This is a genomic window from Paenibacillus sp. FSL R7-0340 (assembly GCF_038002205.1).
Lineage (GTDB): Bacteria > Bacillota > Bacilli > Paenibacillales > Paenibacillaceae > Paenibacillus > Paenibacillus polymyxa_B.
The window spans coordinates 4306141-4323078 of the sequence record NZ_JBBOBY010000001.1; the positions used below are offsets into that span (position 1 = coordinate 4306141).

Consider the following 16938-nt stretch of genomic DNA (forward strand, 5'->3'; position numbering starts at 1 on the left):
CTCAAAATTCGCATAACATACATTTACAACTTATAAAACCCGATATAATTACAAGCACCTCGTAAAGTGTCAAGACTACATAAGGAGATTGATCTATTCATGAAAAGAATCACCGCACTTGTTATCCTGTCCTTGCTATTACTTGTATCCCCGATCTACGCTGCTGCCCCAGCACCTATGCTGGTCTATGTGGACCAGAGTAACCACTCCTTCATCCCGCTTCGTCTCCTGAACAGCTATGAAGGGATCACACTCAACATGACGGCAGCGGACAAAAAAATAGAAATTGCGCAAGGCAATACTCGGATTACCCTATTTGCCGGAAAATCTACTGCCAAAGTGAACGATCAAACGGTCCGTTTGCAAAATGCTCCTTTTACCGATAATGGTTCGACCTATGTACCCTTGCAGTTCATCAGCCAATATCTAAACCTGCAAGTCTCATGGCAAAAGGAAACCTCAGCTGTACACATTAAGCAGGGTACAACGTCCGTCACGCTTCCGGTACTTACCGGTAAGCTACCCGGAAATACTACACCCATTACGACGGCTCATAAAAGCTTCAAGGTCGGATCTCGTACCTTTTCCGCTAAGGTGGTCACCATCTCTATGCTCCATCCCAAGGTAAGCCTGGATGTGGCTCTGGCAGGCAATACTATCGGCAAAGTGGAAGACTTAAGCAGTCTCGCCAAACGTAATCAAGCGGTTGTAGCCATAAATGGTACATTCTTTGACGCCTATACCAAAAGCTCCTACAAAACGCCTTACGGCTACCTGGTCAGTCACGGAAAGATGTTGAAAAAAAGCTCCGGCGACCAACGGACGGTCTTCACCTACGATGCTAACCATTTATCCGAGCTGGTGTCAGGTTCTGCCTTTGAACAACGGTTAAGCCAAGGTAACGTCGAAGGTGCCCTGCAAGCTGGGCCTCGTCTGGTCACGAACGGACAGGTTTCCCTAAATGTCAAAGCCGAAGGCTTCAAGGATCCGAAAATATTAACAGGCGGCGGCGCCCGCAGCGCACTCGGAATGAGTCGGGATCATAAGCTGATCCTCCTGACCACAAGCGGAGCGACTATACCGCAACTCGCCCAAATGATGAAGCAGGCCGGCGCTTATCAGGCCATGAACTTGGACGGCGGTGCTTCCAGCGGGCTGTATTACAACGGCTCCTATCTCACCACACCCGGGCGCCAAATCAGCAATGCCATTATTGTAAAGTATCAATAGACGGATAAAGGGCTGTCTTCACGGATGTGTAAGCCGTGGGGATAGCCCTTTATCCATTTTCCCCGGTTCCGGTTGTTCCTGCTTCCACCTGTTCAGGTGGCTTGTATGGGCCGTTACGGGTTGATCCTGCAACCTACAATCGAATCAGACCCGTAAAGCTATTGGTGCCTTCGCTTCCTTTTTTTAAAGAAAGATAAATACGATTGTCTTCTCTGCTCGCCAAGCATTCATAAAGTCCGGGTTGCACAGAAAGGAACGTCCCTCCCCATACACATTCAGGCTCCAGTCCACCACTTGTGGCTTCCTCCCCTGCTCCAATAAATAGGTTACCTGAGGGAACCTTCAAAAACAGTCGTACAGCAGGCTTGTCAATATGATCTGTCATCACAACCTCATAGGTCCCGTCGGCTCCCAGATTCAAAAAAGCTACATTTCCCGCATTCAACTCGCCCAGCTCGTCCTCTTCGATGGACCACCAATCCGGATCATCGTCCAAACGATGCTTAAGTGCTTGCGTATCAAATAGGCAGAGAGTCGCCGTGTCTGTCGTAAATTGAAATGGACTGCTTGCCATATTCATCATCCGATCCTCCTGATTTTGGTCAGCCAATTTCTGTTTTCCCACGTCTTACGCTATCCGTATTGCCATATACTTGAGGGAAAATCTCCCTGTATGTAAAGTATAACAATGCTTGCAGGGCCAGACAACATGTTGGGCTAACACCCATTCTGCATAAAAAAGCCCTCCCTCACGATGTCGTGAAAGAAGGCCGATTTGTGGATTTAAGCGATCTAACCTGCTGTTAGATCAGAAAAGACTTAGTAATAATCACCAACAAAATGAACAATACCAAAATCGCTCCTGTGGATGTCCATGCTCCACCGTAACCTACTTCACCCATGTCTGAATCCCTCCTTGCGTTAAAGCTTACTCTTATCGTATGAAGAAAAGCGGATTACGACAGGGCGAATTGGCAAGTTTATTTGCCATGGAAGGGCTATTCAGAAAATGGACTGATACGTCGCGGATGGATCGCTAATCACTCGGGATGACAACTGGCAGAGAATGTCGTCCGTTCTTCGCAGTAACCTGCTCACATCCTTGTACTTCATTTTTTGAAGGAGCGGGGTTTCTAACTGGGATGAAAGAAATTGAGTGGTACCTATAAATACAACAACATCCAATCCCGGGTTGGTTTCGGTATGTAATAAGTGCAGCAGATCAGTCATGGACAGGAATCCGGGAGGGAAAAGGCTGTTGTTTTCTTTCATATATAGTGCTTTTAACATGGAAGTCAACGCCCAGTCACATAGGATAATGCAGCATTGGACTTGATTGTGCTTGTACAGGATTTGGGCTAGTTTCATGTGGTATTGGGATAGAGTGTGAAAATCAGTTATTGAATTATGTAGGTGTTGTGAAGGTCTGGATGGTTGAGTGGAACTTGGAATAAAGGTAGAAGGAGCTTCTTTCATATCTATTCCTCCAGAGAATTTCAATATTAGTCTTATTATACTCTAAAATAATACTTATAGATATAATTTATACTAAATATACGATTCTTAATCTCATGTTTACCCAAGAAAATCTTGACTACACTTTTTAGTATAAAGGGGTGTAGATAAATGCAGGACAAAGAAGTATTAAAGCTAGTTGGGGCTAGAATAAGAGTGTTGCGCAAAGAAAAAGGCCTCTCACAAGAAGCTCTTGGGGAAAAAGGTGGATTTCATTTTACATACATTGGACAGATCGAACGTGGAGAAAAGAATGTTTCTTTGATAAATGTAGCTAAAATTGCAAAAGCACTAGACGTAAACTTAGTTCAGTTGTTTTCATATGTAAGCGAGGACCCCAAAATTGTGGAGTCTGATGAAGATATTATAGAAATTATTACGATGCTCAAAAAGTCGAGTCCAGAGAAAGTACGTTTGGCGAGGAATGTGATAAGGGAAATTACAAATTAAAAAAGATTTTTTTGTTTTCAAAATTATGAAAATCAAATAAACCCACCCGTTTCTTAAATACAGGTGGGTTCTTCGACTATGGTTGTCTCCACACTCCAATATGATGAGAGACCAAATATTACTGCACCTTATAGCGAGGCCTTTCTCCAGTATATCTTCCCGTATATTACTACCACGCACTCCACGTGTGTCGAGACGATGGAAAGAATATACTTATGATCAGAAATAGCATGTCTATCGAAAAGAATAGAATCATTGATTAATCGGGGCTGTTCTCTAAACATAGTCTATGACTACAATCCGAGGCAATCAGATAACGTGAGTCTCTGACAAGCGAGCATAAATCCATTGGTTGCCCTTCTGTAGCGGACTCATCATGTTCACCAGCAAAGATGAATACCAACTTCTACAAGAAAGGTTATTTTCATTTACACATAGTTCTTGACGCTACCGTCTAAACTTATTGAGAAGGAAATTCCTAATCAAAACAATTATAATTTCTGGTAGAAACACAATAAATATATATAGGGGTATGATGAATGGTAAAGATGCAATGAAAACTTCTGCTCCCTGCCCTCCCTCAATCAAAAACAACCAAATTGGTACTGATAAAATCCATAACAATGCATTGGAAATCATTAGATGTCGAACATTTTTCCAAAGAAAACAAAACAAAATTGCAATGACTGCTGGTATACCCCATGAAACTATCTTATCACCATTACTTAATATGATGAATGCCGAAATGGGATAGAGTATTACGCTTAATATCTGAACCACTCTATTATTATAAAAATTCAATTTTTCATCTCCCTCATCTTATTCAAACAAACAAATCTTCTTTTAGGATAATCATACCTTATTATTCTATTTACTTCCAGTACATTCTGTGTATAATAAGTATTGCAATTAAATTTATGGAAAATGGCGGTGCATTATGAAAAAAATAAAAGTTTTTTTACCTGCTCTACTAATGCTTCTCTTCTTTACCTCTTTTTTTGGTATAACGTCTGTAAGTGCTTCCGAGGTTAATCCTTCTGTAAGTGCTTCTGAGGTTAATCCTTCTGTAAGTGCTCCTGAGGTTAATCCTTCTGTAAGTGCTCCAGAAGTTGATCCTTCTATAAGTGCTCCTGAGGTTAATCCTTCTGTAAGTGCTCCAGAGGCCACGTATGACTTTTCTCCATCAGCGTTAGAGCCAGATTCAACCTACCCAGGAACCAATATCAGAGTTAAGGTAGGAGATGTACTTTATTCATCAAAAGCATTAGGCGGAAGCGCAATGATTGTTGGACATGTTGGTATCATTGGACCTGATTATATGGTTTATCATGTAAATGCAGTTAATGATAATCAAGGAGAAGGCGGAAAAAGGGATACCATTTCTTATTACCAAACGAGGCATAAGGCTGGTGAATCAATCGCTGTCTATAGAGCGACTCATGGCCGTAACGCAGCTTATTGGGCACAAAACAATTACTCTTCGGTAACAAGTTACCATATACCTATTTATTCTTGGGATAACTTTCAACTTAAAACTATAAACCCTAATTACTGCTCTAAATTTATTTGGCAAGCATTCTATTATGGAAACTATGACACAGACTATATTATCGGTCACTATACTCCAAATAAAGAGGCTTTTGTAACTCCAGGTCAAGTCATTGACAGCAATGATCTTACATATGTGGGTTCATTCGGAAGTCGTAGCTAAAACATAAATATGCATTTTTAAAAGGAAAAAACGTATTTAGTCGAGTAAACTAAATACGTTTTTTTGTTTACACAGATATCCGATCAGTTGAGTAATGAAAGTATTGATAATAACCGCCACTGTACACAACTTAACCCCCTCGCATTTCTCCTACTTCCAAAAATACACATAGTAAATACACCAATCAATGGGTCATTCTGTAAACTAAATCTCTCTTTTAACCGATAAATACATATGCTGGACTGTTATTTAAATATCACATCTCGTAACTTTATACCCAACAAACTCAGTGATACATATAGGTCTTGACTCAAAGTTGTATTCATCCATTTCTTCTATTAGTCAGACTCGAATTAAAAATACTGCACTTTACTTTTGTAATCAGCCATCGCATCTAGAAAGGAGTCATGAACTCACTTGAGCGTATTATCAGATGGGATCGGATATGAAAGCCTACGCTTTTATGGTCCCTTTCAGCCCCTACACATCGATCAACTTCAAATAACACGTACCATTAACGATCATGTCTATTTACATATCAGTGGCATGCTCTCTGAAGAACAGGGAGCCGCTTGTATCGGTCAAAATATGGAGCAAGAGCCGATTGTGATTCGTCAGTTGAATGATCAGGGACAATCGCTGAGAAGGCTGTTCCATGGGATTGTTACACGTATGTCCGTACACTGTGTGCGAGGCGTGTATACATTTGAACTGGAGGCCGCTTCCCATTCATACCAGATGGATATTAAACGTAAAAGACGCTCCTATCAAGATATTCACCGTACTTATGATGATCTGGTCACAGCACTGGTTCGAAAATATCAGTACGGAGATGCCATTGATACCGTAACTAATTATGCCAAGCTGGATACATTTGTTTTACAATATGAGGAGACGGATTGGGCGTTTTTAAAACGTCTCGCCTCTCGCTTTGGCTCCGTACTTGTGCCAGAGGTAAGCGCAGCCTCGCCCAAGGTTTTCTTCGGGATGCTAGAAGGCAAGCAACATAAGGTAGAGCAGGATGTATTTTATCGTGTACGAAAAACATTTCATGAGCTGGATGTAAAAAAGCCGGGAGAACGTGCTGGCTCGTATGTCACCTACATGATCGAAAGTCTGCAATACTATGCGATGGGCGACCTCATCACCTTACAATTGGACAAGGCAAAGAACTGGTCGTGGTTCGAGCAGTGACGACCTTAGCGGATGGCTTACTAACTAGGAAAACAATCCCTTCAATATAAGGCCGGCATTTTGACCGATCTGATCACTAGAGCATGGAGGCCTCGATGTTTTCCCTTATTTGATTTTTCATAATAAAAATTCACTACATAAAAAGTCCAACGACGACCAGTAAAACGGTCTTCCGTTCATTGCTTACTATTTTTCTTACGAATCATGCCAAATAAAAAAATCAATAATAAAACAGAGAACAAAAATGTATAACCTATTAGCAAGGGTTTTAGATTAGATTCTCCTGTATTGGTATATATTCTTCCTCCTAGAATAAGAAGCATAATTAATGATAGCCCAAAATTTTCACGGTTATATTTCCTTGTCTTATATTTAATAATTCTATAAATCAGAAAAAATAGTAGTAAGAAAGATACTATCGAGATAATAACGAAAACCATATTTGCATGTCCCCCTTTAAAATAAAATTAGCAAAGGTTTAATATCACCTTTGCTAATTTTATTACTCTTCATTCGAAAATTACATACGTTGAATATAATTATATGCTTGTTTAAGACTAGATCTAGCTTGTGAACGATCATTAACCACTCCAGCCGCTGATGCTGCTCCAGTAAGTCCAGAGCCGACTAATTCTACAACTGTTTCCCATGTCAAGTTGGCCAGATTGGTTTCAAGAAGCATTACGCCACCTATGATTTTGTTAGTCCAATATTTCATCTATGCTCATTCCACATTTCAAGGTAAAAACAAAATGCACTGGTGAGAGAATCGTGATCTTCTCCACCAACGCATTAATTAGGTTATCAACAAATTGTTCTAGTATAGCTTGCCGATTGTTTGAAATTTGAATAATCTCATCTACACGCTCCTTGATCTTCGCTTGCTAATCCTCTATCTCTTCTATCCTTTAATATCAGAGTCTATTGTCGTAGCTCGTTGAGTTCACTGGAAAGCTATATTAACTCCCTATTTACCCTTACTTCCAAATCTCGTCCGCAATCTCTTTAATGAAAGCAAGCTTTTTCCACTGCTGCTCTTCTGTCAGAATATTGCCCTCTTCTGTCGAAGCAAAGCCGCATTGTGGGCTGAGGCAGATGTGGTTGATGTCGACGAATTGAGTCGCTTCCTTAATACGATTAATGACCGTCTGCTTGTCTTCCAGTTCACCTGTTTTGGAGGAAACGAGGCCCAGTACGACCTGCTTTTGATCTTTCAGATGCTTAAGCGGTGTGAAATCACCTGCACGGTCGGTATCGAATTCGAGGTAGTAGCCGTCGATGTTGTCGATGCCGAACAGAGTTTCAGCTACAGGCTCATAGCCGCCAGAGGATGCCCAGGTGGAATGGTAGTTACCACGGCATACGTGGGTCGTAACGACCAAATCGGCTGGGAGATCATTCACCGTTTCCTGATTCACACGGGCAAACAGCTTTTTGGTATCTTCCACATTCTCACCCGCATGCTGTCTAGCTTCCCAATAGTTTTTATCACAGAGCATACCCCATGTGCAATCATCTAGTTGTAAGCTGCGGCAGCCCTCATTGTACAACGCTTGAATCACGGATTTGTAAGCTTTGGCGATATCCGTCACCAGCTCATCCAGATTGCTGTAATACGTATCGGTTGTTTCTTTATTCTCTCCGCGCAACAGCTCGGCCAGGAATTGCGCAGGTGCCGGGATCGTTTGGCGCGCGATGGCATCCTCACCTGCTACTTGCTTCAGGAATTTGAAATCTTCAATGAAAGGATGACGGGAATGTCCGATTTTACCGGACAAGCGTGCGGTTTCCGCTCTTGTTTCCACACCCTGGAATTGGTAGCCGTTCGAAAGCTGTACCTTTTCCACGCCGTCCAGACCCCACATAAAATCAAGATGCCACCAGGAGCGTCTGAATTCACCGTCTGTCACGGCTTGAAGTCCTACCGATTTTTGCTTTTCCACTAGCTTGATAATTTCGTTATCTTCAATCTTTCTCAGCTCGTCCGCAGAGATTTCATTATTTTGAAATTGAATTCTGGCGTCTTTAATCGCTTGCGGGCGCAAAAAGCTGCCGACCATATCATGTCTAAAAGGGGTCACTTTACGTTGGGATGCATTGTCAAGGATGCTGCTCATTAGGGTTATCTCCTTTTTCGCTTCTGTAGTGAAGTTCTTGTAAGAAAGATAACATACATTTTCAGTTATAAGGTAACTCCAATAAACTATAGCTAGTTATAGCCTAAGGCTATACCCAACCTTTTATTCCCCTATCGCCTCATGCAACGCTTCTACATAGACGGTAGCCAGCTTGGAGAGCGCAGCGTTTTTATGGCAAATCCATCCCACATTAATAGACTCATCACATTCCAGAGGGACGGAAATAATGTCGTTACCGTTCAGATCCGCACTGATCACCCCGGTAGAAATCGTATAGCCGTTCAAGCCAATGAGCAAATTAAAAAGGGTCGCCCGGTCATGGACACGAATGCTTTTGGGATGTGACAACGTACTGAGAATCTCCTCGGAAAAGTGAAAGGAATTGTACTCCCCTTGCTCAAAGGACAAATACGGATACGGATGAAGCTGATCAATGGTCACGATAGACTGTCGGGATAGCGGATTATTGGCACTGATAAAAATATGCGGCTTGGCCGTAAACAGGCTATTGAATTGCAGATTCGCATCTTTTAGCAGCTTGTTAATGACCTTGGCGTTAAATTCGTTCAGATACAGGATTCCAATCTCACTGCGCAGGCTTTTGACATCCTGTATGATTTCATGGGTTTTGGTCTCTCGTAAAGCCAATTCATACTCTTCTTGACCATATTGATTCACCAGATTCACAAATGCATTTACAGCAAAAGCGTAATGCTGCGTGGACACAGCAAAATGCTGTGGTGAAGGCTTGGCATCCAGATAGCGACTTTCCAGCAGCTCCGCCTGCTCAACGACCTGGCGTGCATAACCGAGGAATTCCACGCCTTCCTTGGACAAAGAAATCCCCTTATTGGTACGCTCAAAAATGGTGATATGAATTTCTTCCTCCAAATCGCGAATCGCGTTCGACAGACTGGGCTGGGAAATGAACAACCGCTTCGCCGCCTCATTCATGGAGCCACGATTGGCAACCTCAATGACATATTTTAATTGTTGTAAGGTCAATGCATAATGTCCTTTCCGTTTGTGTTTCTTCTATTATATAATACATAATCACACTTCTGGAGAAGGGATAATTGTTGCTTAAATGAAATTAGCCTCTCCCCCTAAGGTTTAAAAAATATAAACACCTCCCTAAATGGAAATCTTCCATTTCAAGGAGGTGCTTTTTCACGGCTGCTTTAATTAACGAATTTCACCGTTTGTGGAGATCAGCTTTTGATACCAATAGAAGCTTTGTTTACGAATACGACGCAGATCTTTGAGATCAAACTCCTCACGATCCACATAGATAAACCCGTAACGCTTGCTGGAGCCCTGATGGGTACTAACAAGATCAATCGCAGACCACGGACAGAAGCCGAATACTTCTACACCGTCTGTAATAGCCAGTTGAATCTGCTCGATATGTTTCTTGAAAAAGTCAATGCGGTAAGGATCATTCACTACATCCCCTTCTTCAAGCTTGTCAAAAGCGCCCAAGCCGTTCTCTGTCACGATTAAAGGCAAGTGGTAGCGAGAATAAATTTGGCGTAATGTGGTTCTAAAACCGACCGGATCAATCTCCCAACCAAACTCCGTCGTTTGCAGGTTGGGGTTGACGGAACCTCGATATGCTCCGGGTTCACCCACAATTTCATGCTGATCTCCTGTATGTGAAAAATCATTTCCGTCATCTAAACTTTCTCCTACGGTTTGAGAGGTATAATAATTAAATGCGATAAAGTCCGGGTTCCCCTTCGCTAAAATGTCCATATCCCCTTCTTCAATGACAGGCTCATAGCCTTTCTCGACCAAATAGCTCCACGCAATGTGATTGTAACGGCCAAATACAGCCATATCCAGATAGAGCCAGTTGCGAATCGCTGCATAGTTATCAGCCGCCAGTGTATCTTCCGGCTTGGAACTGGCTGGATAGATAACCCCGATATTCGGCGCAGGTCCAATTTTCGCGTCAGGTAGCATTTCATGGCACAATACCATTGCTTTCGCCTGCGCGACTAACATATGATGATTTTGTTGATACAGTACCCTTTGTGGATTTTCGAGACTTGTATCTAATGTGCCAATAGAACCGGGATGGAGAATCAGCATGTTCTGCTCATTAATGGTTAACCAATATTTCACCCTGTCTCCAAAGTTCTCAAACAATGTTTTGGCATACTGTTCGAAGGCATCAATCGTCTCCCTCTTCGACCAACCGCCTTGTTTTTCAAGAGCATAAGGCAGATCAAAATGATACATAGTAACAATCGGTTCAATCCCGTATTTAATTAGTTCATCAATTAATGAGCTGTAAAACGCGATTCCCTTCTGATTAACTTCACCTGCGCCCTGGGGATAAATACGTGTCCAAGCAATAGAGAAACGATATGCTTTAAAGCCCATTTCAGCCATCAGAGCTACGTCTTCTTTGAACATATGGTAATGATCACTGGTTACCTTAAAATCAGTGACCCCTTCGACATGATTAGCCATGTCAATGACAGAAGGTCCTTTTCCATCTTCGTCCCATGCACCCTCTACTTGATAAGCGGAAGTGGAAGCTCCCCAGAAAAAATTTTCAGGAAATGCCTTCAATTGATTATGTTTCATGATCTAGTCCCTCCAGTTATAGTTATATCCTTCTGATGTTCGCAATTCGTGTATGTGATGATGCTTGCCAGTATCACACAACCAAAGTTAACAATACTTCATTTTTTTGAATCTGCTCCTGATTTGTCTCAAATACGTCCACTTTATGTTGCGTAAGTGTGACGATGACAGGCGTCACGATTTCGTATCCTGCTTCAATAATCTGCTCCCTGTCAAATTGGATTAACAAATCGCCCTGTTTCACGCTGTCGCCCTCTTTAACCACTGGATTAAAATGCTTCCCTTTCAGCGCAACGGTGTTAATTCCGATATGAATTAATATCTCTGTACCTGCACTGGAAGTCAATCCTATGGCATGTCCTGTGGGGAACAGCGAGGTTACGACTCCATCTATTGGCGCTACAACCTCGCCGACAGACGGTTCAATGGCTAACCCTTTTCCCATGGCCCCTGTAGAAAATGCAGAATCATTCACTTGACTCAGTGGTGTGGTCCTGCCTGTGATCGGGCTGTAGATTGTTTCTTTCTTGATATCAACGGCCTTGGTTGCTGTAACAACAGGCTCTGGTTCTGCTGTTTTCACGGATTCAACTGTTTCTGGGGCCTCCCCCTTTACCTTGCTTTCATATCCAAAAATAAGGATCAGCATCGTTGCAGCTATAAATGAACATGCAATGGCGATAACATAAATTAAGGTTGGCGTATATACTGGAATTGCAAAAATGTTGTGAAAAACATAAGCCGTCATTTTCACTCCAAAATGTCCATTGATAGCTCCGCCTAGAGCGCCTGCGATAATGACAATCGGAATGACACGTTTATAACGAAGCACCAGACCATACACAATCGGCTCTGTCACACCAGCCAGCAATCCTGTAATACTCGTGGAACCGGCAAGAGTTCTAAGTGTTTTATCTTTTCTCGCCTTCAGGAAGATACCAAATGCGACACCAATTTGAGCAAATACAGCTGCTGCAGCCATCGCCTCAATCGGATCACCGCCAACACCGATATTTTGAATCGTAATGGGTGTAAAACCCCAGTGAAGTCCGAAGACGACCATAAAGGTCATAAAACCGCCAAGAACAATCCCTGACAAAATGCCACTTACACCGATTAACCATGTCACACCTGAAGAAATCCAATCTCCTACCCCTGTACCGAAAGGTCCGAAAGCCATCGCAGATAGCGGAACCATAATCATCAAAGCCAGCATCGGAACTAAAAATAGTTGTAAATCCTTAAGAATGATCTTCTTCAAAAACTTATCCACCAACGCATATATGCTAATGGATATGAAAATCGGGAAAATACTGGCGGAGTAGTTCATCATGACTACCGGTATTCCTAAAAACGATACATCAGACCCTTTGTCCATCAGTCCCGTAAAGTTGGGTTCCATGAGAGCCGCACCGATCACACCAGCTACATAAGGATTCGCCTTCAGCTTTATACCAAGCGTGATCCCAAGCAAAATCGGCAAAAAGTAAAACACAGCATTCCCTGCAGCAGACAGGATCATATAAGTATCACTTGTTGCAGACATCCATCCCAGCAGAGTCAGAACCGTCAGGAGTGCTTTTATCATTCCTGAGCCCGCCATCGCCGGAATCAACGGGGAGAAACTGCCCGAAATGACTTCAAAGATTGTGGATATGACCGATGTTTTTTTACCACTAGATTCACTGGCTGTAGAGGAATTCGATTCAAAATTCCTGTTTTTCATGATCTCCGCATATACATAGGCAACATGGCTGCCAATAACAACTTGAAATTGTCCTCCGCTTTCAACAACTGTAATGATCCCCTCGTGCTTCTCAAGCGCTTCTCTTTCGGCTTTTCGTGAATCCTTCAGGTCAAATCGGAGTCGTGTAGCACAATGGACAAGCCCATTGATATTTTCTTCTCCTCCAACGAGACGTACGATGTCTTCGCCCATTTTCTTATGGTCCATGTTCATTCTCCTCTTGGGCAGATTGCCTGAAAACAAAAAAATACCTAAACGAAAGGCCCATATGATCAAAGAAAATGATCACTGCCATTCATTTAGGTATCGCCTGCTTAACCAGTAACAATCCTTATATTTAAGTTGTGAGCCTACTATAAATCACTTAGAAATCGTTTGCAAGCTTTTTTTCTAAGAAGTAGCCATATCGTTTCTGGAGGTTACACGCTGTATATGAATCGTCAAATACACTTTTTCGTCAATCGACATAGCACTTTCATGCTTTAATTCCAAATATTGATTGATTAATTGGGTACATTGAAAAGCCCTCGCATATTTATCTTTGACCTGATCATACAAGAAATTGTCACCTGAAGCCAGTTGCTCTTGTTCATTGCTCAGCAATCGTTGGGCAAAGTACTGCAAATGAGTAATAAACCGGGAATAATTGAACGAAGTTTCATCAAGTGTAATCTGATAGTAATCGGTTACAATGTTGAAAATGTCATCAATGACCTCGGTAATCTCAACCGTTTGTTTCATTCCCTGACCGTCTTGTCTTGCATTTACAAAATGCATAGCAATAAAGCTGGCTTCATGCTCATCCATTTGGATGCCAAATTGAGCATGGATGATATCCAATGCATTCATTCCAATCATAAATTCTTTCTTGTAAAATTTTTTAATTTGCCATAGCAGTGAATTTTTAAGTCCCACGGATTTTCTGTATCGAGAGATGGCAAATTGAATATGGTCAATCAGAGAAATATAGATATTATCACTAAAAATATCTCCCATTTCCCTTTTCGCGCTGCCTACAATTTCATCCGCCACCTTTAAATACTCTACAGATGTTTCTCCAATGAGATCAATTAATTTTTGCGGAATTTTATCAGACTTTAATACAAAGGTTTTTTCTATTTTTTCCTCATCAACCCTCTGACCATTTTTCTTTTTAAAGCCCAGACCATTCCCGATGACAACAAATTCATGACCCACCTGATTTTCGGCCCGGATGACATTGTTGTTAAATATTTGCCGGATGATCATTTATCTGCTCACCTCATTGATGTAATGACAAAGTTTGTAATAACAAAAAAAACCAAATAACGACTAAATCAATTAGTCATTATTTGGGTATCGCCTGCTAACCAGTAACAATCCCGAAGGGCACTTGACCCTTCATTCAATTACTCTTACTATACCGCTTTCAAAGCAGAATAACAATACAATCATGCTGAAAAGTCTTCTGGGAAGATCGTTTATGAACAAATCAGATAAAAATACTGAGTATCATCACGATACCAAAAGCACTGAACCCGAGAATGGTTTCCATGACTGTCCACGTTTTCAGCGTTTGAGGTACGGACAGGTTCATGTATTCTTTAACAATCCAGAAGCCGGAGTCATTCACGTGGGACAAAATGATCGAGCCTGCTCCGGTAGCCAACACCAGTAGCTCCGGGCTCACCCCCGGCATCGTGACTGCAATCGGAGCGACAATACCTGCCGCCGTCGTCATGGCTACCGTGGCGGAACCAACGGCGGCCCGGATAAGACCTGCAATCACAAAGGCCAATACAAGCGGAGACAAATGTGCATGCTGGGCAAAACCTGCAATCGCATCTCCTACACCGCTGGCAGTCAGAATCTTGTTGAAACCACCGCCTGCACCGATCAGCAGGATGATAGAAGCAACCGGACCCAGGCAATCGTTCGTAAACTTCAATAGCTGCTTGCTATCGAAGTTGCGTGCATAACCAAAAGAGTAAAGCGAGAACAGCAAAGCAATCAGCAACGCAATAATCGGACTGCCGATGAAATCAATGACCTGTCTGAAGACGTTGGCTTCTGGCAAAATCAGATCGACAATCGTCGCCAGCAACATCAAAATAACGGGCAGCATAATGGTGAAGAGTGTAATACCAAAGCCTGGCAATTCTCTTTCTTTCGTTTCTGTAAATTGTTCCATCAATTCACTCGAAGTCTCCACCTTGATACGCTTGGAAATCCAGCTTCCGTAGATCGGACCCGCAATCGCTGCGGACGGCAATGCTACGATAAGCGCAAGGAAGATCGTTTTACCAATATTCGCGTTAAAAATACCTACTGCCAGCATCGCTGCCGGATGCGGAGGGATAAGACTATGCACAACCGCCAATCCAGCTACAAGAGAAATCCCGATTTTAATGAGCGAAGTTCCGGTATGCTTGGCAATAACGAATACGAGCGGGAACAACAGTACGATACCTACCTGAATGAATACCGGGATACCACAAATGACAGCGACCACCATCATGGCCCAATGGACATTTTTCTCACCGAACACCCGCACCATGGTCTTGGCAATCTGCTCCGCACCACCAGACTCAGCCATCAGCTTACCCAGCATCGTACCCAGACCAAGAACAATGGCGATAAAACCGAGCACACTGGCCACACCTTCTTGATAAGCTGTCACAATACTTTTCAGCGGCATACCTGCAATTAGACCCATGAACACAGCACCGACGATGAGCGCGACAAATGGGTTCATTTTGACTTTAGCGATCAGCAGAATCAGTCCAATAATAGAAATAAGTGCATATAATAACAAACTTGCATCATGACTGAGTCCGAATACGGAATACATGTTATAACCCCCTCATTAAGTAAGCGCTCTCTAAGTTTGTTGAAAAACAGGGGTTAACCCTGCTCGTTTTCAATTTTCTCTACGGTTTCCAGTAATGTTCGTTCTCCGCCCACATTACCAGGGAACACAATATACGGAATGCCGCTGAATTTGGCTTCGTTTCCGGTCAGCCACACAGGGATGCCTGCCGCAACCTGGCCGAGTACACGTGCTTTTCGGATAGCAAGACCTTTGGTTGCCACATCACTGGAAGTAATGCCGCCTTTGGCGATGATAAACTTAGGCACCGTCTCAAGCGACTGTACGATTTCGACCAGTGCACCGGATACCGTTTGACTAATTTTGAAATTATCAGCTTTATTATCTACCGCAATGAGTTTGCGGCTACTGTATACCACCACATTGTTGCCCGCAGCCAGTTGTGTATTGGCTTCTGCGATAACACGGCTTAATTCCTGTGTGTAGCCCTCAGAATCCAACACCCGTTCCACATCAATTTCAAGACCCACAATTTCCGGGTACGTAAGTAACTGCTCCAGCTGTTTTGTTGTTTTTTGAACATAGGAACCGACGACCACAATACCACCGTGACCTTCCTGTCCACTTGCAATCAGTCGTTCCTTTGGCAAATATTCCTGGTCAGATATCCCGGCATACGATTTCACAAAAGAAGCAGCTGTGCGGAAAATAAACGTTTTCCCTTGCTCTTCTGCTTTCAGTAGCCCCAGTGATACTACATCCATATCCGCATACGAAAGCACGTTGACGATGATTGGTACGTTATCCTTCGCTTGTAGCAATACTTCTTGCACAGCGTCTGGTCCCTTGCGAATCTGTTCCAGTGAAATGACAAGACATTCCGAGGCATGAATACGGCCTTCTGTCTTTTCTTCCACCCATGCCGCCAAATCACCGTTTTCATAGCCAAATACCTTATCCTTAGCAAACTCCGACTCATGTACGGGAATTAGCGTATCGTCCTCCACCATATAGTGGGTGTTGCCTCCAGTTACTCGCCCAGCTTCGAAAAAGGCTGGAATGATCAGATGACCGTCGTAGCTCCGTCCACTTTGACGCGATCCTTCTTCTGCCAGTACGTCCGTTTCCAGCGGGTAATACCCACGCAACATGGAATCACTACGGCTGACAAAGGTAAATGATTTGCCCTTTTCGGTGGCGACAGCCTGTACGTTGCGAGCAATCTCGCGGTTAATCCGTTCTGCGGTTTGCGCATCAAGTCCGCGTGTATTGGTCAGGATATAAAATAGCGTTTCCGGTGAGTCGAATGCTTCACGAAGCAATGCTTCATCCCACTGCGTCAAAACATCAATATCATGAACGGTTTGTACCCCGGTCGGATCATCGTCTAATACGATAATTTTCCGTCCTCTGGCGTCATTAATCCGGCGAATTTCCTGACGCAATCCTTTGCTGTCCCATTCAGGAGGCAATTCTGCTTGAAGAGCTAACAACGAAGTATATCCTGCATTTACATTCATGTGATCTCCACCTTATTCAAATTCTTGAT

At 42.9% G+C, this 16938-nt stretch carries 15 protein-coding genes and 1 pseudogene; 5 read left to right on the forward strand and 11 right to left on the reverse strand.

The window, feature by feature from the left end; translation table 11 throughout:
* The first annotated feature begins 99 nt into the window (after positions 1-99).
* On the forward strand, positions 100-1230 hold the full coding sequence (locus MKX59_RS18905; protein WP_340858708.1) for a phosphodiester glycosidase family protein: 1131 nt from the start codon (positions 100-102) through the stop codon (positions 1228-1230).
* A gap of 133 nt (positions 1231-1363) precedes the next feature.
* On the opposite strand, the gene MKX59_RS18910 is transcribed toward MKX59_RS18905, so the two are convergent.
* The 3 genes from MKX59_RS18910 to MKX59_RS18920 all read right to left on the reverse strand — a co-directional run bounded on the left by MKX59_RS18910 (position 1364) and on the right by MKX59_RS18920 (position 2520).
* Positions 1364-1813 carry a DUF6386 family protein gene (locus MKX59_RS18910; protein ID WP_023987962.1) on the reverse strand — a complete coding sequence of 150 codons (450 nt, stop codon included), beginning with the start codon at positions 1811-1813 and terminating at the stop codon, positions 1364-1366.
* Between the two features lie 220 nt (positions 1814-2033).
* The gene (locus tag MKX59_RS18915) at positions 2034-2132 is read right to left on the reverse strand and encodes a hypothetical protein (protein WP_014599622.1); all 99 of its coding nucleotides are present in this window, start codon (positions 2130-2132) and stop codon (positions 2034-2036) included.
* A 100-nt stretch (positions 2133-2232) separates the two neighbouring features.
* Positions 2233-2520 (reverse strand): hypothetical protein, encoded by a 288-nt coding sequence (locus MKX59_RS18920; RefSeq protein WP_340858709.1) that lies wholly within the window; start codon positions 2518-2520, stop codon positions 2233-2235.
* 336 nt (positions 2521-2856) lie between these two features.
* On the opposite strand from MKX59_RS18920, the gene MKX59_RS18925 reads away from it, so the two are divergent.
* The 4 genes and pseudogenes from MKX59_RS18925 to MKX59_RS18940 all read left to right on the forward strand — a co-directional run.
* Entirely contained in the window at positions 2857-3195 is a 339-nt protein-coding gene (locus MKX59_RS18925) for a helix-turn-helix domain-containing protein (RefSeq protein WP_023987960.1), read from the forward strand.
* A 532-nt stretch (positions 3196-3727) separates the two neighbouring features.
* Positions 3728-3949: a hypothetical protein gene (locus MKX59_RS18930; RefSeq protein ID WP_158451761.1), complete on the forward strand. Its 222-nt coding sequence runs from the start codon at positions 3728-3730 to the stop codon at positions 3947-3949.
* A 183-nt stretch (positions 3950-4132) separates the two neighbouring features.
* Entirely contained in the window at positions 4133-4906 is a 774-nt protein-coding gene (locus MKX59_RS18935) for a hypothetical protein (protein ID WP_023987959.1), read from the forward strand.
* Between the two features lie 417 nt (positions 4907-5323).
* A pseudogene (locus MKX59_RS18940) lies at positions 5324-6123 on the forward strand (contractile injection system protein, VgrG/Pvc8 family); the annotation flags it as partial.
* 497 nt (positions 6124-6620) lie between these two features.
* Here the strand turns inward: MKX59_RS18940 and MKX59_RS18945 are convergent.
* The 8 genes from MKX59_RS18945 to MKX59_RS18980 all read right to left on the reverse strand — a co-directional run bounded on the left by MKX59_RS18945 (position 6621) and on the right by MKX59_RS18980 (position 16909).
* Positions 6621-6818, reverse strand: a complete 198-nt coding sequence (locus MKX59_RS18945) for a hypothetical protein (RefSeq protein WP_143109547.1) — start codon at positions 6816-6818, stop codon at positions 6621-6623.
* A gap of 259 nt (positions 6819-7077) precedes the next feature.
* On the reverse strand, positions 7078-8217 hold the full coding sequence (locus MKX59_RS18950; RefSeq protein WP_023987955.1) for a 5-methyltetrahydropteroyltriglutamate--homocysteine S-methyltransferase: 1140 nt from the start codon (positions 8215-8217) through the stop codon (positions 7078-7080).
* 123 nt (positions 8218-8340) lie between these two features.
* Positions 8341-9243: a LysR family transcriptional regulator gene (locus MKX59_RS18955; protein WP_023987954.1), complete on the reverse strand. Its 903-nt coding sequence runs from the start codon at positions 9241-9243 to the stop codon at positions 8341-8343.
* 180 nt (positions 9244-9423) lie between these two features.
* Positions 9424-10833: a glycoside hydrolase family 1 protein gene (locus tag MKX59_RS18960; protein ID WP_254347963.1), complete on the reverse strand. Its 1410-nt coding sequence runs from the start codon at positions 10831-10833 to the stop codon at positions 9424-9426.
* Positions 10834-10906: 73 nt separating this feature from the next.
* Positions 10907-12787 (reverse strand): beta-glucoside-specific PTS transporter subunit IIABC, encoded by a 1881-nt coding sequence (locus MKX59_RS18965; protein WP_069080132.1) that lies wholly within the window; start codon positions 12785-12787, stop codon positions 10907-10909.
* Positions 12788-12970: 183 nt separating this feature from the next.
* The gene (gene licT / locus MKX59_RS18970; protein ID WP_023987951.1) at positions 12971-13828 is read right to left on the reverse strand and encodes a BglG family transcription antiterminator LicT; all 858 of its coding nucleotides are present in this window, start codon (positions 13826-13828) and stop codon (positions 12971-12973) included.
* 223 nt (positions 13829-14051) lie between these two features.
* Positions 14052-15410: a GntP family permease gene (locus MKX59_RS18975; RefSeq protein ID WP_023987950.1), complete on the reverse strand. Its 1359-nt coding sequence runs from the start codon at positions 15408-15410 to the stop codon at positions 14052-14054.
* 53 nt (positions 15411-15463) lie between these two features.
* Entirely contained in the window at positions 15464-16909 is a 1446-nt protein-coding gene (locus tag MKX59_RS18980; RefSeq protein WP_279831317.1) for a four-carbon acid sugar kinase family protein, read from the reverse strand.
* Positions 16910-16938 lie beyond the last annotated feature (29 nt).